21 protein-coding genes are annotated in these 18,812 nt (G+C 64.5%); 2 read left to right on the top strand and 19 right to left on the bottom strand.

Annotation, left to right across the window (positions count from 1 at the left end; genetic code table 11):
* Positions 1–2 precede the first annotated feature (2 nt).
* A complete protein-coding gene (locus tag V6M39_RS02695) occupies positions 3–1,097 on the bottom strand; it encodes a DUF7064 domain-containing protein (RefSeq protein ID WP_332642122.1) in 1,095 nt (364 codons plus the stop codon).
* A complete protein-coding gene (locus V6M39_RS02690) occupies positions 1,097–2,200 on the bottom strand; it encodes a phosphotransferase family protein (RefSeq protein WP_332642121.1) in 1,104 nt (367 codons plus the stop codon). The genes V6M39_RS02695 and V6M39_RS02690 overlap by 1 nt, the downstream gene beginning before the upstream one ends.
* A gap of 176 nt (positions 2,201–2,376) precedes the next feature.
* On the opposite strand from V6M39_RS02690, the gene V6M39_RS02685 reads away from it, so the two are divergent.
* Positions 2,377–3,891, top strand: coding sequence for an aldehyde dehydrogenase family protein (locus V6M39_RS02685; RefSeq protein WP_332642120.1), 1,515 nt, complete (start codon positions 2,377–2,379; stop codon positions 3,889–3,891).
* A gap of 78 nt (positions 3,892–3,969) precedes the next feature.
* On the opposite strand, the gene V6M39_RS02680 is transcribed toward V6M39_RS02685, so the two are convergent.
* From V6M39_RS02680 to V6M39_RS02610, 15 genes are all read right to left on the bottom strand, one after another.
* Positions 3,970–4,116, bottom strand: coding sequence for a DUF1059 domain-containing protein (locus V6M39_RS02680; protein WP_332642119.1), 147 nt, complete (start codon positions 4,114–4,116; stop codon positions 3,970–3,972).
* A 1-nt stretch (position 4,117) separates the two neighbouring features.
* Positions 4,118–5,599 carry an FAD-binding protein gene (locus V6M39_RS02675; protein ID WP_332642118.1) on the bottom strand — a complete coding sequence of 494 codons (1,482 nt, stop codon included), beginning with the start codon at positions 5,597–5,599 and terminating at the stop codon, positions 4,118–4,120.
* 10 nt (positions 5,600–5,609) lie between these two features.
* On the bottom strand, positions 5,610–6,347 hold the full coding sequence (locus tag V6M39_RS02670) for a glucose 1-dehydrogenase (RefSeq protein ID WP_332642117.1): 738 nt from the start codon (positions 6,345–6,347) through the stop codon (positions 5,610–5,612).
* 23 nt (positions 6,348–6,370) lie between these two features.
* Positions 6,371–7,471, bottom strand: a complete 1,101-nt coding sequence (locus tag V6M39_RS02665) for an NAD(P)H-dependent amine dehydrogenase family protein (RefSeq protein ID WP_332642116.1) — start codon at positions 7,469–7,471, stop codon at positions 6,371–6,373.
* Between the two features lie 20 nt (positions 7,472–7,491).
* The gene (locus tag V6M39_RS02660; protein WP_332642115.1) at positions 7,492–9,144 is read right to left on the bottom strand and encodes an FAD-dependent oxidoreductase; all 1,653 of its coding nucleotides are present in this window, start codon (positions 9,142–9,144) and stop codon (positions 7,492–7,494) included.
* On the bottom strand, positions 9,141–9,542 hold the full coding sequence (locus V6M39_RS02655) for a carboxymuconolactone decarboxylase family protein (protein ID WP_332642114.1): 402 nt from the start codon (positions 9,540–9,542) through the stop codon (positions 9,141–9,143). Before V6M39_RS02655 ends, V6M39_RS02660 begins: the two co-directional genes overlap by 4 nt.
* A complete protein-coding gene (locus V6M39_RS02650) occupies positions 9,535–10,425 on the bottom strand; it encodes an NAD(P)-dependent oxidoreductase (RefSeq protein WP_332642113.1) in 891 nt (296 codons plus the stop codon). Before V6M39_RS02650 ends, V6M39_RS02655 begins: the two co-directional genes overlap by 8 nt.
* Positions 10,413–11,159, bottom strand: coding sequence for an SDR family oxidoreductase (locus V6M39_RS02645; protein ID WP_332642112.1), 747 nt, complete (start codon positions 11,157–11,159; stop codon positions 10,413–10,415). Before V6M39_RS02645 ends, V6M39_RS02650 begins: the two co-directional genes overlap by 13 nt.
* 35 nt (positions 11,160–11,194) lie before the next feature.
* Complete coding sequence (locus V6M39_RS02640) at positions 11,195–12,658, bottom strand: aldehyde dehydrogenase (protein WP_332642111.1); 1,464 nt, start codon at positions 12,656–12,658, stop codon at positions 11,195–11,197.
* Positions 12,658–13,260 (bottom strand): hypothetical protein, encoded by a 603-nt coding sequence (locus V6M39_RS02635; RefSeq protein ID WP_332642110.1) that lies wholly within the window; start codon positions 13,258–13,260, stop codon positions 12,658–12,660. The genes V6M39_RS02640 and V6M39_RS02635 overlap by 1 nt, the downstream gene beginning before the upstream one ends.
* Entirely contained in the window at positions 13,253–13,465 is a 213-nt protein-coding gene (locus V6M39_RS02630) for a ferredoxin (protein WP_332642109.1), read from the bottom strand. Before V6M39_RS02630 ends, V6M39_RS02635 begins: the two co-directional genes overlap by 8 nt.
* 70 nt (positions 13,466–13,535) lie before the next feature.
* Positions 13,536–14,939: a cytochrome P450 gene (locus V6M39_RS02625; RefSeq protein WP_332642108.1), complete on the bottom strand. Its 1,404-nt coding sequence runs from the start codon at positions 14,937–14,939 to the stop codon at positions 13,536–13,538.
* Complete coding sequence (locus V6M39_RS02620; RefSeq protein WP_332642107.1) at positions 14,936–15,724, bottom strand: SDR family oxidoreductase; 789 nt, start codon at positions 15,722–15,724, stop codon at positions 14,936–14,938. Before V6M39_RS02620 ends, V6M39_RS02625 begins: the two co-directional genes overlap by 4 nt.
* Entirely contained in the window at positions 15,724–16,956 is a 1,233-nt protein-coding gene (locus V6M39_RS02615) for a cytochrome P450 (protein ID WP_332642106.1), read from the bottom strand. The genes V6M39_RS02620 and V6M39_RS02615 overlap by 1 nt, the downstream gene beginning before the upstream one ends.
* Entirely contained in the window at positions 16,953–17,552 is a 600-nt protein-coding gene (locus V6M39_RS02610) for a TetR/AcrR family transcriptional regulator (protein ID WP_332642105.1), read from the bottom strand. Before V6M39_RS02610 ends, V6M39_RS02615 begins: the two co-directional genes overlap by 4 nt.
* A 121-nt stretch (positions 17,553–17,673) precedes the next feature.
* Here V6M39_RS02610 and V6M39_RS02605 point away from each other — a divergent pair, with 121 nt between their 5' ends.
* On the top strand, positions 17,674–18,153 hold the full coding sequence (locus tag V6M39_RS02605) for a DUF4262 domain-containing protein (protein ID WP_332642104.1): 480 nt from the start codon (positions 17,674–17,676) through the stop codon (positions 18,151–18,153).
* Between the two features lie 89 nt (positions 18,154–18,242).
* On the opposite strand, the gene V6M39_RS02600 is transcribed toward V6M39_RS02605, so the two are convergent.
* Both V6M39_RS02600 and V6M39_RS02595 read right to left on the bottom strand, forming a co-directional pair.
* Entirely contained in the window at positions 18,243–18,560 is a 318-nt protein-coding gene (locus V6M39_RS02600) for a type II toxin-antitoxin system RelE/ParE family toxin (protein WP_332642103.1), read from the bottom strand.
* Positions 18,557–18,799 (bottom strand): addiction module protein, encoded by a 243-nt coding sequence (locus V6M39_RS02595; RefSeq protein ID WP_332642102.1) that lies wholly within the window; start codon positions 18,797–18,799, stop codon positions 18,557–18,559. Before V6M39_RS02595 ends, V6M39_RS02600 begins: the two co-directional genes overlap by 4 nt.
* Between the last annotated feature and the right edge of the window lie 13 nt (positions 18,800–18,812).

The raw sequence follows: 18,812 nt of genomic DNA, 5'->3' as shown, positions 1-18,812 counted from the left end.
GCCTACGGAGCCACTGACATGTAGTCGGCGAAGCCGGTCGGATCGTGTCGACCGACGCTGGCGTGCTCGAACAGTCCGTAGCCGACCTGTCCATTGCACGTCGCACGCGCGGAGTGATCAATCACGCCCCATGGGAAGCGGCCAATCATGTCCGGCTGGGTGAGGTCGTACGTTCCCGTGTCGACCCAGTCCTTGCCCTTCCACACTCCGTGATTCCACTCGGGATCACCGCCGTAGCCGCAGCCGATGTGCAGCGGGACGAACGACAGACTCTCCACTTCGACGAGCAGCGCCTCGCCCTGCGGAGTCGTCAGGTGGATGCGAGCGCCGGTCGGTATGCGAGTTCCCGACGTGTAGTCGATCTCGAAGCGAGGCCAGCCCAGCTGCTCAACTCGCCCGTCAGGGAACACGCGAATGGCGTCGTTGAGGCTACGGAAGCCGTCCGGCTGCTCCTGCACGATGACGATCACCGCGAAGTCATCGAACTGCAGCGGCGCGTACAGCCACCAGAAGCCCTCAAGCGGCTGCTCGGCAGCACGTCCTGGTGGCTCAGCCTCGCCAATCGGCCGGATACCCCATGAACGGTCGCGCGTGCCAGTCCAGTCACTGACGTCGTAGGTCGTCCCGCCGACCTGCAGCGAACCGGCCCACGTGCCGACTTGTGCGAAGCGCTGGGCGTCAAGCGTCGGACGGTCGTTGGCGTCGAGCATGATGTGCCGCTGCTCAAGGACTGCCGGGAACGAGCCTGTCCAGGTCAGGTCGAACCCGACGTGGTCGTTGTCGCAGGTCAGACGCAGCTTGTTGAGCGGTTCGACCACCTCTAGCTTCATCGGTCCGACCTGCTGGTCGAGCGATCGGGCCTCGAGCGCATCCGAGAGGCGAAGCGCGTATTGCTGGTCCTTCACTCGTACGGTCGCGAACGCATCGCGGACGCCGAGGTTCGGGTACGTTCCGATCCCGGCAATCAGGAAGACCTCACCCAGCTTGTCGTGGGCATTGAGGTAGCAGCGGTCGTAGAAGTTGCGGTCACTGCTGTCCGCCCGTGCGATCGGCAGAGGTGCCTGGTGGATCGGGAACTCGTCGAGCTCAGTCGGCATCAGGCCCATTCGTACGTACCTTCCAAGAGACGCTTGAGCAGGGCTGCGTGCATGACGAATCCATCCGGGTCGTCAGGCTGCTGCTCCTCGCCGAAATGGATCATCCTGCGCTTGACCTGACTCATGACGACGGCGTGGCGGAGCGCCGAGTAGACGATGTACCAGTCGAAGTCCCGGACAGTATGCCCGCTGAGCTCCTCGTACTTCGCGATCACGTCCTCTCGGCGACAGAAGTCCGGGATACCGGGCATCTCGAACACATTGGCAATGTCCTGGAAGAAAACGTGCAGGAACACGGTCCACGCGAGGTCGACTTCGCGCGGGGCTATCGCCGCCATCTCCCAGTCGATCACGGCAGCCGGTTCGAATCCGTCGAAGATGATGTTTCCGGGACGCGCATCTCCCCAGCTGAGGACACCCGGACCAGGATCGGCGGGCCAGTTGGCCTCGAGCCAGTCGAAGGTCTCCTCGATGATCGGGATGCGGAGCCCATCGGTGGAGCGTGTCCACTCGTAGTAGGCGCGCAGCGCATCGACGTGGGCCCGCAGCGGCTCACCCTCGGGGGCCAGCGAGGCGAAGACCGTGGAGGCATCGGCGATGCCGTGGATGCCGGCGAGCGCCTTGACGGTCCCGTCCTGGAGTTGTCGACGTTCTTCTGGCGTCGCGTCCATGAGCCAACCACCGAAGACGTACGGAGGGTTGTCAGTCGGCGTACGGCCAGCAACGGCCTTCATCACGCCGAACGGTGCGCCGACGACGTCGCCCGTCTCCTCGACTCCGACGATCGGCGGGACGGGCACATCGCTGTGGTCGGCGACGAGCTTCATGATCTCGAACTGCTGGACGATGTCGTACGACGGGAACACCGGGAACGACGTGTCCTCGGGAGGCATCCGCGCGACGAGTGGCTGGGAGTTGGCGTCGAACAGCAACGTCACGCTCGACATACCTCCACCCTGCGGCGCGTGCAGGTCGGAGATCGTGACAGGCTCTCCGCTGGTCTCTCCCAGCCACGCTGCGACGGGCTCAGCCAGAGTCGCGAAGTCGCGCTCGTGCACGGTCATCTTTGTTTCAGCGTGCACGTCGTGATCTGACGCAGTCATGTATTCTCCCTAGAAGTAGCGTCCTAGGACGGAAGTAGACCAGCATCCCCCGCTTGGGTCAAGCACTTTGGGCCACTGGACAGTTGTCTGGTCACTCTTCCAGAAAACGAGAACATGTTCTACTCTCTGCTCATACTGGTGTTGACCCACGGCTCACGAACAGAAGGCAGTCTCCGATGACCTCCACGCAACCCGTCTCCGCTCCGGTCACGTCCGGACAGTTCGATGTGGTCAACCCCGGGACCCGTGCGGTCGTGGGCACCTACCCGATTCATACGGCTGACGACATCGCCGACCGACTTGATCAGGCTCGTGAGGCGCAAGTCTGGTGGGCCGCCCAAGGGTTCAGCGGCCGCAAGCGCATCATGACCAACTGGGTGCGCTGGCTGGCTGCCAATGCCGAGGAGATCTACGCGCTGGGCAACGCCGAGACCGCGCGACCCATCGGCGACATCCAGATGGAGTTCATCGCCGGCCTCGAGGACATCCGCTGGACCGCAGCCCATGCATCGCGGGTGCTGAAGCGTCGCAAGGTCGCGCCCGGAATCGCGTTCACCAACTTCGCCGCTGACGTGGTCCACGAACCGCTCGGCGTCGTCGGCATCATCACTCCGTGGAACGTCCCGATCTACACCGTCCTGAGCGGCGCAGCATGCGCCCTGGCCGCCGGCAACACCGTGATCGTGAAGCCCAGTGAGCTCAGCGCAGGCGCTGGCGCCTTCGTGATCGAAGGGTTCTACAAGGCAAACCCCGACGTGCCTGTCGGCATCATCAGCTACGTGCACGGCCTCGGCGAGACGGGTGCCGCACTGTGCAAGTCCGGCGTGGACAAGCTCGCATTCACCGGCTCTGTCCCCACCGGCCGTCGCGTGATGGCCGCGTGCGCCGAGAAGCTCACCCCGGTGGTGCTGGAGCTTGGCGGCAAGGACGCGACCATCGTCGCCGAAGACGCTGATCTCGAAGCAGCGGCGACAGCCGTCGTCTGGGGCGCCTTCTTCAATGGTGGCCAGGCTTGCGTCGGCGTTGAGCGTGTCTACGTGGTGCGCGAGGTCCGCGACGCATTCCTGGAGCTCGTACGTACGAAGGCCGAAAAGGTCACCGCGGGGCTCGAGAGCGGCGTCAGCTACGGCCCGATGATCACTCCCGGTCAGGTCGAGATCGTGCGACGCCATATCGATGCCGCAATCGCCGGCGGCGCAACCGCCCTGGTCGGCGGGCCGGAGTCGGTGAAGCCGCCGTTCGTGCACCCCGTCGTGCTGGTCGACGTTCCCGAGGACAACGCAGCAGTGTGCGAGGAGACCTTCGGCCCGGTCGTCGTGATCAACACGGTCGAGGACATTGACGACGCGATCCGACGTACGAACGGCACGTCGTTCGGACTCGGCGCCTCGGTGTTCTCCAAGCGCCGAGGCGCTGAGATCGCCAGTCGCATGCGTTCAGGCGGCGTCACGGTGAACGCCGTGCTGTCCTTCGTCGGTATGCCGTCGGTGCCATTCGGCGGTGTCGGCGACTCGGGCTTCGGTCGGTTCCACGGCGATGCTGGCTTGCGCGAGTTCACCTTTGCCAAGAGCACGGTCCGCAAGAAGTTCAGCATGGGACCGAACGTGCAGGAGTTTCCCCGCACCGAGGAGCACTACGACGTCATCCGCAAGACGATCAAGATGAGGTACGAGCGCAAGTTCCGAGGCTGAGCAGCAACGCCCGACCCCGCGATTTGTGACGCTCACGGCGTCACGTCGCGCTGAGGCTGTGGGCGTCACAAATCGCGGTCAGAAGGCCATGAACAGGATCATGTCCCGGTCGTACTCGCGACCTTCGTGCTCCGCGGCCAGGTGCTCCTGAACCTTCGCCACGAGATCGTCCTCATCGGTTCCGACGATCTGCACTGAGCACGGGCAGTTCAAACGTGTCTTCATGTCACGACCCCTTCTGCGCCACCGCAGCGGCTGCGTGCTTCCCGGCACGACGACCGAAGAACGACCCTTCGCCCAGCTGGGTGCCGGAGCAGTAGCCGTTGCCGTCCTGAGCAATATTGGACGCACACGCGCCCGCTGCATAGAGCCCGCGTATGACGGAGCCGTCCCTCCTTTTAGCTTGCCCATCGACCGTGGTGGAAATGCCGCCAATCGTGAAGCCCGCATACAGAGCCACGCCGAGGGTGAGGTCGAGGACCGCCCACGGTGCCGTCGTCTGCGGTGCCAGCCAATCGGGGTGCTTGTGGAAGTCCGGATCCTCGCCCTTGGCCGCGTTGGCGTTGTAGGTGTCGAGGGTCTCGCGCAGAACCTCGACGGGAATGTCGAGTCCTTCGGCCATCTCCTCCACCGTCTCGTAGCCGTCCTTGAGTGGCACGAGCGGCATGAGCTGCTCGGCATAGTGCTCGGCGTCGACGATGAGGTACGCAGCGGAGTCCGGCTGCTTCATGACGTGGTACGAGCTGCGCGCGTGATAGCTGTCCTCAGCCACAAACCGCTTGCCGAGCTTGTTGATCACGAGGCCCTTGACGAGCTGTGACGGCGGATAGAACGGGGCCGTGATGAACGGCTCTTCCATGTGCTCGACAGCAGCACCCACGGACTGTCCAAGGCGGATGCCGAGACCGTCGTCGTACGTCGAGCCGAGCGTGAACAGCTTCTCGCCGAGTGCGGGGGTGTACTTCGCCACCATGTCGGGGTTCATCACGAACCCACCTGCAGCCATGACGACGGACGATGATGCGACAGTGCCCGTCTTGTCGAACGACTTCCACGCAACACCGACCACGGCATCGCCGTCGATCACGAGGTTGGTCACGCCGGTCTCGTAGCGGACCTCGACGCCTGCCTCCTCGATCTTGGTGCGCAGCAGGTCCATCACGATCCTGGTGCCCTCGGTGTCACCGGGTACGGGCACCTTGTGGCCGCGGGGCGCCGGCTTGACCTCATCCCGGTACGGCCACACCTTCTCGTTGCCTGTGAACATGAGTCCTTCCGTCCCAGGCTGGATGACGGCCTTGTCGGCGAAGAACGATCGCTCGAATTGGAATCCAAGAGCCTCAAGCCAGTCGAACAGCTCAACGGATCCCTCGCAGTAGGCGCGGATCTTCTCCTCGTCGGGATCCTTGGTGCTCGCCATCAGGTAGGCGATCATCGCCTCGACGGAGTCCTCGTGACCCGTCGCCTTCTGCACGGCGGTGCCGCCGCCGAGGTAGAAGTGACCACCGGACATAGACGAGGTGCCGCCATGGATGGCCGACTTCTCGAGCAGAAGCACGCGTGCGCCGGCACGAGCCGCTTCGAGCGCTGCGCAACCGCCAGCGATGCCGAAGCCCACGACGACAACGTCGTACGTCTCGTCGGGCTGAACGTCCGAGATGGACAAGGGAGCAGGAACTGCGAGCCCTGCGGGAATGTTCGATGACATGGATCTTCTCTCAGAGCTTGGTGGGGATCATTGACACGGTTCCGCCGTCCACGACGAACTCTGCGCCCGTGGAGAACGACGACTCGTCACTGGCGAGGAACAGCACGAAGGTCGCGACCTCCTCCGGCCTGCCCGGACGACCGAGCGGAATCGGGATCATGTCCTCGGGCATCGCGTCAGTTGCCGGGGTGCTGATGCGACCCGGGTGGATCGAGTTGACCCGGATGCCGTGCGGAGCCAGCTCCAGCGCTACCGACTTGGTCAGACCGCGCAGGCCCCACTTCGAGGCGACATAGCCGTGAGCCCACGGCGTACCGCGGAGTCCTTCGATGGACGAGGTGTTGATCATCGAGCCGCCGCCGGCCGCGATCATCGCGTCGGTGGCAGCGCGCATGCCGAGGAATGCGCCAGTCAGGTTGACGTCGAGCATCTGGTGCCAGAGGTCTGCCTTGTAGCGATTGATGGGGCCGCCGTTGAAGATGCCGGCGTTGTTGAAGAGCACGTCGAGCTTGCCGAACTCCGAAACAGTGAGCTCGACGGCCTTGCGCCAGTCTTCGTCGCTGGTCACGTCGAGGTGTACGTAGCGTGCAGCGTCGCCGAGCTCCTTGGCGAGCGCTTCGCCTTCCTCGTCGAGCAGGTCACCGATGACCACCTTGGCGCCCTCCGCAACCAGCATCCGGGCGCTCGCACCACCGATGTTGCGCGCGCCTCCGCTGATCAGGACAACCTTGCCGTCAACACGTCCCATGGGTGGTTCCTTCTTCCGTTGAACTAGCTGGCGAGCGTGGTTGCGAAAACACCACGGGCCGTACCGAATGGCAGGTCGAGCATGGTCTTGAAGCCCGGTTCAGCGGCAATGACATCCGGGATGGCGTTGACGAGGCGTCCAGCAGCGGTGGCGATCGCCGCGTAGTTGTGGTCGCCCCGCGCACTGGTGGGGCAGACGTCGACGACGTATGAGGGCTCGCCGACGATCTCGACGCGGTAGGAGCCACCCTCCTGTGCCGACTGCGGCCAGTCGGGTCGGATACCTTCCATGATGCGTGTCGTGTGCTCGATGACCAGGACTTCCTTGCCGTTCACGACACCGGCGATCTCGAAGTGCACCGCCGCAACACCGCCCTTGGGGATGTGACCCACCGCGATCTCGAGTGCCTCGGGCGCTGGCTCCTGCTCGAAGCGCTCGACGATCTCGTCGAGCTCGAATCCGAATCCCTTGGCCATCAGGCGCAGGCTCACGCCCCAGGCCGCCGTGAGCATGCCCGGCTGGAACAGCATCGGGAGATCCCCGACCTCGTTGCCGAACCCCATGACGTCGAACATCACGGGCGCGCCGTCGTACGTCGCGTAGTCGGCAATCTCCGAGCAACGGATCTGCTCGACCTTCTGGCAGGTCGACGCGATGGCGAAGGGCAGCAGGTCGTTCGCCCATCCTGGGTCGACGCCGGTGACGAAGAGGCTCACATTGCCGGCCTTGCAGGCGTCCTCAAGCGGGTCGATCATGCTGTCGGGCAGCAGGCCCCACGGGTAGACGAGCGTCGCAGGCGAGGTGCTGACGACGTCGATGCCGGCCGTGAGGAGCTTCTGGAGATCGGCCAGCGACTCGAAGAAGCGGGTCTCGGCCAGCGCACAGTAGATCGCGCAGTCCGGCTTCAGGGCGATCGCTGCGTCAAGGTCGTCGATCGCCGTGATCCCAGTGACGACATCGAGACTCGCCAGCGTGCCAGCGTCCTCACCAATCTTGGCCGGGTCAGAGACGACGAGACCGACCAGCTCGAAGCGCGGGTCCTCGATCACCTGGGAGAGCGCGATGCGTCCGACATTGCCGGTCGCAATGTGAACCACTCTGATGGGGTTGGCTCGGATGGGCACAGCACTCTCCTGTGGGTCGGTCAATGCTCTGCCCCGAGACGGATCTGCTCGTCACGGTCCGTGATCTTGAGCCTCGGCCTGCCGAGAGCCTTGCCCTCTGCCTTCTCGTGGCTGTCGAGCCGCTTCCAGGCCACGAGGTCGACGATGGCCACGCCACGCTCGATGAGCATGGCGTCGAACGACTCCTTGTCTCCGCCTGGCTCGGGCAGCAAACCCTCGTAGTAGTCATCGATCAGCGCTGTCGCGGTCTCCACCGCGCACGTGCGGTTGGTACCAATCACGCCGGACGGACCTCGCTTGGCCCATCCCGTCGTGTAGACCCGGGCAACGAGCTCACCCGACCCCGGATCAGTGACGCGTCCCCCGTCATTCGCAAAGCGACCGGCCTGCTCGTCGAACGGCACACCTTCGACCGCGGTCGAGTGATAGCCAGTGGCTCGCAGCACCAGGCCTGCCTCGATGGTCTCGACGTCGGAGGGCTCGCTCGTACGGGCGAGAACGATGCCAGTGGCCCGCGCCTCCCCCACGACTTCTTGGGGAGTCAGGCCGAAGCGCAGCACCAGGCGCTTGCTTGCACCCGTTGGGGCCATCCCGGCGGCACGCTTCAGCAGCGCAACCTTCTGGCTGGCGGCATAGGTGCCGGCGGTGCGTTCGCCGTCGGCAATCTCGGCCAGGCTCGTGAGCTCCGCGGGATCCACGATGACGTCGATGTCGGGATTGTTGACCAGCGCCAGCAGCTCAGGCGTCGTGAAGGCTGCGTGCTCGGGTCCGCGCCGTCCGACCAGGACGACTTCCCGGATGGCTGACTCGCGGAGTCCTTCGATCGCGTACGGGGCCATGTCCGACGAGCTGTGCAGGTGGTCGGGAGTGAGAAGGAGCAGGCGCGCCATGTCGACAGCCACGTTGCCGTTGCCGATGATGACTGCGCGCTCGTGATCGAGCGCCGGTGCGAGGTCGACGTGGTCGGGTTCGCCGTTGTACCAAGTGACGAACTCGGCGGCAGAGTAGCTGCCGGGCAGGTCTTCGCCCGGGATGCCGAGCGTGCGGCCGACCGATGCGCCCGTCGCATAGACGACCGCGTGATGGTGCTCGAGGAGGTCGTCGTGGCTGACGTCGCTGCCGACGTTGACGTTGAGGCGCACTGTCGTGCTCTTGTGACGCGCGATCGTGTCGAACATGATCGCCGAGTCCTTGGTGCCGAGGTGGTCAGGTGCGACGCCGTGGCGTACGAGACCGTGCGGTGTCGCCAGGCGATCAATGACGGTGATCTCGACATCTGCACGGCGCGTGGCGGCGAGCTCCTCGGTGACGAACCAACCCGCGGGACCCGATCCGACGACGGCAACCCGCAACGGGGCGCCCTGGTCCTGGACCTTGGGCCCGGCCGGCGGCGGCGCAGCGGGGAACGGGATGTCGCCGACCCAGGTGAAGTAGTCGGCGTTGATCTGGGTGTAGTCGCTGAGATGCTCCGGCAGCTCGGAGTCAGCGTGGACGGCGCTCACCGGGCATGCGGGGACACACGCGCCGCAGTCGATGCACTCGTCGGGGTTGATGTAGAGCATCTCCGCCGTGGCGAAGTCTGGATCGTCTGGCGCCGGGTGGATGCAGTCGACGGGACAGACAGCTACACATGATGCGTCGTTGCAACACGACTGAGTGATGATGAAGGTCAAGGACCAGAATCCTTTGCGTGCTTTGCGCGGGCGGCCTTGGCGATCGTCTCCTCCACAATGGAGTTGAGACGGGCGCCTTGGGGCCAGCCGGCGTAGTGACTGAGGAAGACAACAATCTCACGAAGCGCTTCGTCATCGAGATCCCCTGCCCCATATGCAGCCGGGACCTGGATTCCCAGCACGTCGGCGGCGCCTTGTCCGGCAAGCATGCCGATCAGCAACAGGCGACGATCCCGGTCTGTCAGGCCCGGACGATTCCAGATGTCGGCAAACAGGTGATCGGCCGTGTAGGCGAAGAAGTCGCCGCCGCCGTCACTCATGTCGAAGCCATAGACCTGTTCCATCTTGCGGAGGCCTTTGGCGCGCGTCTCTGGCAGGTCATCGAACTTTTCAGCCATCGTGATCTCCTTGAAGGCCGAGGGCCGGCCCAAGCCGGTCCACGGAGAGTCGGGCCAACGGTACGTCGACGCCGAGCTTGTCGGCGAGGGCAATCGCAAAGCCCAGGTCCTTCTCTCCCAACGCGCGTACGTGTGAGAAGACGCTTTCCCAGAAGTCGCCTTCGGGGATCGGCGCCGTGGTGTCTCGGTGCATGATCGCGCCGGGTCCACCGGTGATGGCATCTGTGTGCCGTACGACATCGCCGAGCACCTTGATGTCCAGCCCGGCGGCTTCAGCGAGTCGCGCGGCTTCGGCTGACGCCGTGAACGAGACGAAATGGAGGAGGTTGCGGGCGAGCTTGAACTTGGTGCCGCTGCCCAGCTCGCCTGCGTGGATGACCTTCGTACCCATGACGGACAGCACCGGCTCCACGGCCTTGAACGCCTCAGAGCTCGCGCCGACCATGATCGCCAGCGAACCATCAGCGGCGCCCATGGGACCACCGGACACCGGGGCGTCGATGATCTCGACCGCAAACCCGCACACGCCCATGACCTGGTTGACCAGCTCCGCGGGTGTCTCAGGTGCCACGGTCGAGTGGATGACGAACGACACCGGGATGAAGTCGTTGCGGGTCTGGAGATCCTTGAGGACCTCACCCAACACGCTGCGTACCTGGTCATCGTCGCGAACCATCACACAAATGACGTCAGCCCAGTTGCCCAACGCACCGATCGACTCCGCCTCGGTGGCGCCGGCCGCGACCAGCTCGGCGACGGGCTCGGGAGCGACGTCAAAGACGCGCAGGTCGATCGATTCGTCAGCAGCGAGCCGTAGCGCCATCGGCTTGCCGATGTTGCCGAGGCCGATGAAGCCAGTGCGCTTGGGCTTCACGACCGCCACGTCTGACCACCGTCGACCGCGAGAATCTGCCCGGTCACCCAGGACGACTCGTCAGAGAGAAGGAACAGCGTCGCGCCGACCATGTCCTCAGGCTGACCCATGCGCTTGAGTGCCATGGTCTTGATGATGTCCTTCGTTGCGTCACCGGCTTGAACGCGAGTTGCCTCGGTGTCAACGGGACCGGGAGCGACGGCGTTGACGCGGATGTTCATGCCACCGACCTCGTGCGCGAGCTGCTGCGTGAGACCGTTGACGCCAACCTTCGCCAGTCCGTAGAAGCCGGAATAGAGGTACGCCGCGGTGCTCGACTGGTTGACGATCGAGCCGCCGCCGCGCTTCTGCATGGACGGGTAGAGCGCACGGGTCATGACGAGTGCACCATCCATATTGACGCTCATGAACTTGCGGTAGTAGTCCCAGTCGACCGTGATCAGCAGGTCGAACTCCATAGCGCCGTAGATCGCCGCGTTGTTGACCAGCCCGTCGACGCCGCCCCATTCACCCTCAACCGTTGCGGCGAGCGCCTCGGCGGAGTCAGAGGACGAGACGTCGCACGACACGAACATTGCCGTGCCGCCATCGGCCTCGATCGACTTGGCAACCTGCTGGCCGGACTCGGCGTTGAGGTCAGCGACGACAACCTTGGCGCCTTCCGGTGCGAGAGCGCGTGCATACGCCTCTCCGATGCCCTGTGCGGCGCCGGTGACGACGATGACTTTGTCCGTGAAACGCATGCTGCTGCTCCCTGTTCTGGTGATGTCTGGCGTGGTCATGCTGGCTCTGCGATGGTCTTGGTCTCGAGGTACTCCTCGAAGCCTGCGACGCCCATCTCGCGTCCCAGACCCGACTGCTTGTAGCCGCCGAACGGCGCGTCCGGGCTGAACCAGACGCCACCGTTGACAGCCATGGTTCCGGTACGGATACGACGAGCAACGGACTTGGCCCGCTCCAGGTCGCCCGACTCGATCGACCCGGAGAGGCCGTAGTCCGAGTCATTGGCAATGCGTACGGCATCGTCGTCACCGTCGTGCGGGATGACGACCAGTACGGGGCCGAAGATCTCTTCCTGTGCGAGTCGCGAGCTGTTGTCGAGGTCTGCGACGACCGTCGGCTCGATCCAGTAGCCGGGTTGATCGATCACCTTGCCGCCCGTGACGATCCGGCCACCCTCTTCTTCGGCGATCTTGAAGTAGCTCTCGACGCGGTCGCGCTGGACCTGGGAGATCACCGGACCGCAGATCGCGCCCGGATCGGCAGGATCCTTGGCGCCAATCGACTCCATCACCGATGCAGCGGTCGCGACTGCCTCTTCGTACTTGTCCCTCGGGACGATGAGACGCGTGGTGAGCGCACAACCCTGACCCGCGTGGATCGTGGCTGCGAATGCGGTGGCACCAGCAGCGGCTGCGACATCTGCGTCGTCCAGGACGATGGCGGCGGACTTGCCGCCGAGCTCAAGGAAGACCTTCTTCAGGGTCGGCGCCGCGGCCGCCATGATCGCCCGACCAGTGTTGGTCGAGCCGGTGAACGAGACCATGTCGATCCGCGGGTCGCTGGTGAGCTGCGCCGCGACCTCATTTGAAAGCGGTGTCACAACGTTGAAGACGCCCGCCGGGATGTCGGTGTGCTCGGCAACGATTCGGGCGAGCTCGCAGGCCACCCACGGGGTGTCCGGAGCGGGCTTGAGCACGACGGTGCAGCCAGCCGCGAGAGCCGGGCCGATCTTCGCGAGGTTGATCTGGGTCGGGACGTTCCACGGCGTGATTGCAGCGACGACGCCGATCGGCTCACGAACCAAGGTGCGTCGAGACGTGATTCCCATCGGCGAAGCGACGCCGAGGTCGGACTCCCAGGAGTAGGTCTCGAGCAGGTCCGTGACCCACTTGAGCCCTTCCACGGGGACGTCGAAGCCGGCGGCACCCATCATGAAGCCGGGCATGCCAACTTCGGCTGTGGTGAGGGCCCGGAACTCGTCCGCGTGGTCGAGCAGAGCCTGGTGGAGCTGTCGGAGGCCACGGAGGCGCAGCTCGACATTCGTGGACCAATCGGTCTCATCGAACGCCCGACGTGCTGCGGCGATCGCCGCATCGACGTCGGCTGCCGAGCTGTCAGGCGCGGTGCCGATCTCCTCCCCCGTCGCCGGGTTGAGGATCGGGTAGGTCGCGCCGGTGGACGAGGCGCCGAGCTTGCCGTCGACGTACTGCTGGGCAGGTGCCGAGGTGATCGTGGTCATCAGAGTGCCTTCTGTTCGATGTAGTCGCCGCGCTCGACCGGAGGGGGCCACACGCTCGAGGGGATGTCCTTGTAGTGGTAGTGACCGGGTACGTCGTGACCTGCGACGGACATGCGCTTGAGGAGAGTGTCGGGCGCCTTGTTGGCCGAGAGGATCTCCATGAAGGTGTGAGCCGTCGACGGCATGTCGAACCAGTCACGCTGCCAGGCGATCATGACCTCGCCGCTCGGCTGGCGCTCGACGCCGAACCACGATCCGCCGAGGCCGAGGATCTCGTACTCAGCGCCGTCGTCGTCGAGGATGCCGGACTTCTGTTTCCAGAAACCGACAATCATCGCCTTCTGCTCGTCGATGACGGCTGCCTGGTAGTCGTAGTGCCAGCCATCGAGACCGTCCATCTCGATGCCGATGGCCCAGTCACGAATCTGGTCGCGACCGACGGCCATGAAGTGCTCGTCGGGCGAGTACATCCACCCGTATGTCGCGTCCTCGGCGTAGTGGTCGGCCAGCGTCCGCCAGTCACCTGTGCGCTCGGCCTCCCGGTTGGTGGCGAGCCAGGCGTCCCAGAACTCCTGGATCTCAGCACGCGTCAGATCAGACATCTTCAACCTCTTCAATCGATAGTGCGAATGCGGGGCAGTACTTGACGGCGGCGGCCACGTCGGAACGACGCGACTCGTCGGGGTGCTCGTTGAGGATCTCGACCACGTCGGCGTCCTCATCGAAACCAAAGACATCGGGCGCTTCGCCCTGGCACAGCTGGTGCCCCTGGCAAATCTCCAGGTCCGCAACCACGCGATAACTCATCGGGGCCCCCGCGAAGTTGTCGATCGGGGGAGCGAAGCGGAGGAGAGCGAGAACTTCGCGGGGAGATACTTCATGACGCGCGCCGCTTGTACTTGACGCGACACGGCTGCTCGAGCTGGATCACCATCTTGGTGAAGTCATCGCGATAGCTGTCGACAGGCTGAGCTGGCGTGAACTCGAAGTCGCGCAGGATCACCGAGAAGATCGCCTTCATCTGCATCATCGCGAACGCATTGCCCACGCAGCGGTGCTTGCCGGCGCCGAACGGGATCCAGGTCCACTTGTTCTGCAGGTCTTCCTGGCGCGGGTCGATATAGCGGCTCGGGTCGAACTCCTCCGCGTTCGGGAAGTCCTCCTCGATCCGGTTGGAGACCCGGGGTGAAGCAGCGATCAGCGTGCCTGCCGGAATGGTGTGTCCGAGCAGCTCGAAGTCCTGCTGCACCAGCCGCATCAGGATGATGAGCGGCGGGTGAAGCCGCAGTGTCTCCTTGAGAACAGCCTCCAGCGTCGGGATCTCGCGCAGTGCTTGGAACGACACCTCGGACCCGTCCGCGTACAGCTCATCCAGCTCCGAGACGACCGACTCCATGGCCTCGGGGTGCCGCATCAGCTCGATCATCGCCCAGGAAGCCGTACCGCTGCTCGTGTGGTGACCGGCGAACATCATCGAGATGAAGATGCCGGTGACGAGGTCGGCCGTGAACTGATCGGTTCCGTCCTCGTTCTTCAGGCTGATCAGGACGTCGAGCAGATCGCGGTCCTCGCGGGCGACCTTGCCTCGAAGGACCCTCTTGTCGATGATCTCCTGCACCAGCTCGACGAGCTTCAAGCGTGCCGCATCGCGCATCTTGAAGTTCTCGATGTCGGCGTACGGATCGACGTACGCGATGGCATCCGTCCCGTGCTCGAGCTCGTGATAGTGGTGCGCGAACGAGGCGTCGAGCTCCTCGCGGAACGGCTTTCCGATCAGGCAGGAGCTCGTCGTGTAGATCGTCAGCTCGGCGAAGAAGTCGAGCAGGTCGATCTCGCCCTCGTCGCCCCAGTCAGCGACCATGCGCCGGATCTCCGCCTCGATGGTCTGCGCGTGGCCGCGCATCATGTCTCCGCGCAGAGCCTGGTTCTTGAGCATCTGCTGACGCTCTTCCGGGCTGGCGTCGAACACCACGCCCTTGCCGAAGATCGGGGTCATGAACGGGTAGGCCGCGGCCTGGTCGAGCACTTCCTCGGGTGCGCGGAAGAACTCCTCGTTCGCCTCAGCTCCGGTGACGAGGACGACTTCCTTGTCGGCCAGCCGGAACCGCCCGACATCGCCGCACTCCTCGCGTACACGGGTGAACAGGCCGATCGGGTCGACGCGCATCTCCGGCAGGTGCCCCGTGCCGCGGATGATCTCGGGAACAGAAGGATCCTGGTCGTCCAGGCGCGTGGAGACCTCAGGTACGTCCGCCAGCAGGTCTGTGGCTGTCACGGTCATTTCGCTCGCTCCTGGGTCGTCACGGGTGCCTCGGGATTGACTTCGATCAAGTTGAGATGGACTCCGCGGGGTGCGGTCACCACAGTCGCGATGGCGTCTGCCTGGGCCTTGGCTTTCAAGAAGTGCGGGTGACGGGCCAAGCCGAAGCGCACCCATTCGTTGAGCACGAATGCGGCTTCTTCGGGATCCCAGTCCATGCCCATCTCAGACCAGGTCGGGCCGGGCCGTACGACGGATGCGCGTACGCCGGTGCCCTCGAGCTCCATCTGCAGAGCGCCCACCATGCCTTCGAGTCCCCACTTGCCGGCCGAGTAGCCCGCCATGAAGGGCCGGGGACGTACGACGACATCGGACGACACGAAGACGATGTCTCCACGCTGGCGCTCGATCATGGAGGGCACGAACGTGCGGATCAGCCGGTGTGCGCCGACCAGATTGAGATCGAGCTCGCGGGTCAGCCGCTCGGAGCTGATCTCGGCAAGGTTGCCGGGAGCGAGGGCTCCGGCATTGCTGATGACCACCTCGATGTCGCCGAGGTCGGCCGCGACCTTGGCACTGAAGTCCTCGACAGACGCGTCATCGGTCATGTCGAGCTGGTGCGCGACAGCCTCGCCGCCGCCTTTGCGAATCTCGGCGGCCATCTCTTCACAGATCTCGACCCGACGAGCGCCGAGCGCCACGGGATGACCGGCGGCTGCCAGCGCTTTTGCCGTCTCTGCGCCGATGCCGGACGAGGCGCCGGTGACAACGGCCGGTCGGCGATCGGGATGTGCGTACTTGGCCATCAGGGCCTCTCGATGAAGGTCGTCGGGAGGTTGGCGAAGCCGCGAACGCTGGTGGAGTGGACGCGTACAGCGCGATCGGCGTGCACCTCGAAGCTCGATGTCCGTCGGACGAGCTCGTCGAGCACCACCTTGGCCTCAAGCCGAGCAAGGTGCGCGCCAAGGCAGAAGTGGCGACCCGTGCCAAAGCTGAGGATCTGACCCATCTCGCCCTGCTCGCGATGGATGTCGAACGTGTCGGGAGCGTGGAAGATCTCTTCGTCACGGTTCGCCGAGCCAAGCAGGACGATCAGCTTCGAGCCAGCGGGCACCGTCTGACCGCCGACCTCCACATCGTCGACGACGTACCGGGCGAGCATCTGGCTGGACGTGTCGAATCGCAGAGTCTCCTCGATCCAGTCGGAAACGAGGTGTTCGGGCTCTGCGTACACCTGTTTCTGCTGCTCAGGGTTGGCAGACAGGTGGTACAGCGCATTGCCCAAGAGCTTGGTCGTCGTTTCGTTGCCGGCCACGACCATCAGGAACAGGAAGGCATTGATCTCTTCGTCCGTGAGGCGGTCACCGTCGTTCTCTGCAGCGGTGAGAGCCGAGGTGAGATCGTCACTCGGCGACTTGCGCCGCTGGCTCACCATGTTGGCGTAGTAGTCGATCAGCTCGAACGCGGCCAACATGCCAGCCTCTGGCACGTCACGAACTCCGTCTTCGCGGTGCACCACAAGGTCGGCCAGTCGACGAACTTCGTCCCGATCGGCCTGGGGCACGCCCATCATCTCCGAGATGACGTCCATCGGAAGCCTGCCCGCGAGCTCGGTGATCCAGTCGACCTCACCGTGCTCGGCGTTGACCGCCAGCGAGTGATCGAGATGCAACTCGGTGAGTCGCTGGATGGATGGTTCGAGATCGCGAACCCGGCGAGGCGTGAACGCAGCTGACACCAGCTTGCGCAGGCGGGTCTGCTCGTCGCCGTCCAGAGCGAGGAATGACATCACCCGGTGCGCATCTGTCGTCCAGGCGCTCGCATCGAGCGCAACGCCCATCCGGTTGGAGAAGGTCACATCGTCGCGCAGAACCTCGCGGATGTCGCCGTACGAGGAGACGACCCAGAGATCGTCAGCCGGAGCGTGGAAGACCGGCGCCTCGGCCCGGAGTCGTGCATACATCGGGTACGGGTCCTCGTGGAACTCGTAGTCGTACGGGTCGAACACCAGCGGTGTGCTGGACGAAACGGCGGTCATACATTGCCTCTCAAGATGACGGCGAAGGCGGACTCGAGACGATCGGCCATCTCGTCGTAGCTCATGGTCCCCATGCCCGCCTGGAGCAGCGCACCAGAGAATGTCAGGATCAAAACCTCGAGAACGGCGGCGTCAACAGGCTCGTCCGGCTTCTCGGGATCGCGCAGCGCCGCTTCGAAGCGAGAGACGAACTCGCCACCGATGCGCAGCCGCAGCCGGTCGACGTCCTCGTCACTGCCGAGGAGAGCTGGAGTGACCGCAGCGGCGAGCTCGGGCTCGGTCACGATGCGAGAGACGACGCCTTGAGACACGTTCTGGACGCGCTCAGTAACGGTGTCTCCCTCGACGGGAGCGTCGTGATCCTGGGCGATGTGACGCAGGAACAATTCGGCAAACAGATGATGCTTCGACGCGAGGTAGGTGTAGGCGGTCGCAGGTGAGACACCAGCGCGAAGGGCGACCGTGCGTATGGTCAACGCCTCGTGACCGACCTCCCGAAGCTCCTCCTGGCCTGCCGTCAGCAACCGTTCGACGGTCGAGCGCTGGCGGGCATTGAGCCTGCGTCGCGGCGATTCGTTGGTCAACTGACTAGACATGTGTCCAGTCTAACCGTAGATGCGCGCATCAGCAAGGGACTTCTCCCCTGTGGACAGACATGGTGATTTGTCGGGACCGCCGACCAGCCTGAGATTTCCGACCCGACCAAAGCGAGGACTCATGTGCTGGAAATGCGACAACCCGAATGCGACCGACACGGACTACCTGAGACTGATTCAGGAGAAGATCTCCACCTATGGATGGTTCATTCAGTTCGTGGAGAAGGATCGCAGACGCCCTCCCTTTGCCTACACGGTTGGCCTGACCCCGATCGGTCACCCAGAGCTCCTCATAACAGGGCTGGCGCCCAAGAAGTCTGGACCCATGCTCAACTCGATCGCTCACGGACTCATGTCTCACGACGATGCGCCGTACGTCGCTGGCGATCGACACGTGTGGCCTGACGGTCTCACGATCGAGGTCGTCGACGTTGCCGAGCCGACCGTGCATCTCGTCATGGCGAATGCGACCTACGGGCCAGATCTCCATGCCGTCCAACTCGTCTATGCCGACGACCGCGGCCGGTGGCCGTGGCAGGTCGGCTTCCGCGGAGTTCAACCGGTCCTCGGGCCACGCGCTGACATAGGAGCTGCCCCGTAGCGCCAAGGCACGGCTGGTGGCGATCGGCCCTCCACGACTCCCGTCGAGCGCGACGCCCAGCAAGCACGCCATGCCGATTGGAGATCTCGCTAGGGGCTGACGCGGTCGCGCCAGTAGCCAGGCCGGCGCTTGGCATGCGCAACCGCCACGACCACCAATACCTCGCCCTCGACGTAGTACGCGACGCGGTAGGGGAAATCGGCAACGCCCTTCGATCGCACGACGGACTCGCTGTCCCAACCCGGCCACTTCTCCCAGACGTTGGGGTCATCAACGGCAGCATCCACCGCTGCACGCACAGACTCCGCGAAGCGTCCACCAACGCCAACCTCGCGGTCGTCATACCAGTCAACGTCGGCAGCAAACTCAGCCTGGGCCTCCGGGTGGAAGTCGAAGCCGAGCGTCATGCGTTGCGGGCGGCCCGTCGTGTGGCGATGTCTGCGAAGACCTGCTCGCCAGGGATGGAATTCACCTTGCCGCTTCGGATGTCATCCACGCGAGAGGAAATCTCAGCCGACCAGGCTTCATCGACCGACTCCCGATCGGCCACCTCGAGCGACTCGAGCAGCCGAATCGCAACGTCCTTGCGCACAGAAGGAGGCAGCGACATCCCCGCCTCATAGGCCTCCGACTCAGTCACGGACATGTGTTGAGTCTAC

This window comes from Aeromicrobium sp., assembly GCF_036675695.1.
Taxonomy (GTDB): Bacteria; Actinomycetota; Actinomycetes; order Propionibacteriales; family Nocardioidaceae; genus Aeromicrobium.
The sequence above is the reverse complement of the archived record's forward strand: the minus strand, read 5'-3'. Positions and strand labels throughout refer to the sequence as shown.

Excerpts from the sequence above, each read along its gene's own strand:
- V6M39_RS02695 (WP_332642122.1), bottom strand. The coding sequence starts at position 1,097 with ATGCCGACTGAGCTCGACGAGTTCCCGATCCACCAGGCACCTCTGCCG.
- V6M39_RS02690 (WP_332642121.1), bottom strand. The coding sequence starts at position 2,200 with ATGACTGCGTCAGATCACGACGTGCACGCTGAAACAAAGATGACCGTG.
- V6M39_RS02685 (WP_332642120.1), top strand. The coding sequence starts at position 2,377 with ATGACCTCCACGCAACCCGTCTCCGCTCCGGTCACGTCCGGACAGTTC.
- V6M39_RS02680 (WP_332642119.1), bottom strand. The coding sequence starts at position 4,116 with ATGAAGACACGTTTGAACTGCCCGTGCTCAGTGCAGATCGTCGGAACC.
- V6M39_RS02675 (WP_332642118.1), bottom strand. The coding sequence starts at position 5,599 with ATGTCATCGAACATTCCCGCAGGGCTCGCAGTTCCTGCTCCCTTGTCC.
- V6M39_RS02670 (WP_332642117.1), bottom strand. The coding sequence starts at position 6,347 with ATGGGACGTGTTGACGGCAAGGTTGTCCTGATCAGCGGAGGCGCGCGC.
- V6M39_RS02655 (WP_332642114.1), bottom strand. The coding sequence starts at position 9,542 with ATGGCTGAAAAGTTCGATGACCTGCCAGAGACGCGCGCCAAAGGCCTC.
- V6M39_RS02645 (WP_332642112.1), bottom strand. The coding sequence starts at position 11,159 with ATGCGTTTCACGGACAAAGTCATCGTCGTCACCGGCGCCGCACAGGGC.
- V6M39_RS02640 (WP_332642111.1), bottom strand. The coding sequence starts at position 12,658 with ATGACCACGATCACCTCGGCACCTGCCCAGCAGTACGTCGACGGCAAG.
- V6M39_RS02635 (WP_332642110.1), bottom strand. The coding sequence starts at position 13,260 with ATGTCTGATCTGACGCGTGCTGAGATCCAGGAGTTCTGGGACGCCTGG.
- V6M39_RS02630 (WP_332642109.1), bottom strand. The coding sequence starts at position 13,465 with ATGAGTTATCGCGTGGTTGCGGACCTGGAGATTTGCCAGGGGCACCAG.
- V6M39_RS02625 (WP_332642108.1), bottom strand. The coding sequence starts at position 14,939 with ATGACCGTGACAGCCACAGACCTGCTGGCGGACGTACCTGAGGTCTCC.
- V6M39_RS02620 (WP_332642107.1), bottom strand. The coding sequence starts at position 15,724 with ATGGCCAAGTACGCACATCCCGATCGCCGACCGGCCGTTGTCACCGGC.
- V6M39_RS02615 (WP_332642106.1), bottom strand. The coding sequence starts at position 16,956 with ATGACCGCCGTTTCGTCCAGCACACCGCTGGTGTTCGACCCGTACGAC.
- V6M39_RS02610 (WP_332642105.1), bottom strand. The coding sequence starts at position 17,552 with ATGTCTAGTCAGTTGACCAACGAATCGCCGCGACGCAGGCTCAATGCC.
- V6M39_RS02605 (WP_332642104.1), top strand. The coding sequence starts at position 17,674 with ATGTGCTGGAAATGCGACAACCCGAATGCGACCGACACGGACTACCTG.
- V6M39_RS02600 (WP_332642103.1), bottom strand. The coding sequence starts at position 18,560 with ATGACGCTCGGCTTCGACTTCCACCCGGAGGCCCAGGCTGAGTTTGCT.
- V6M39_RS02595 (WP_332642102.1), bottom strand. The coding sequence starts at position 18,799 with ATGTCCGTGACTGAGTCGGAGGCCTATGAGGCGGGGATGTCGCTGCCT.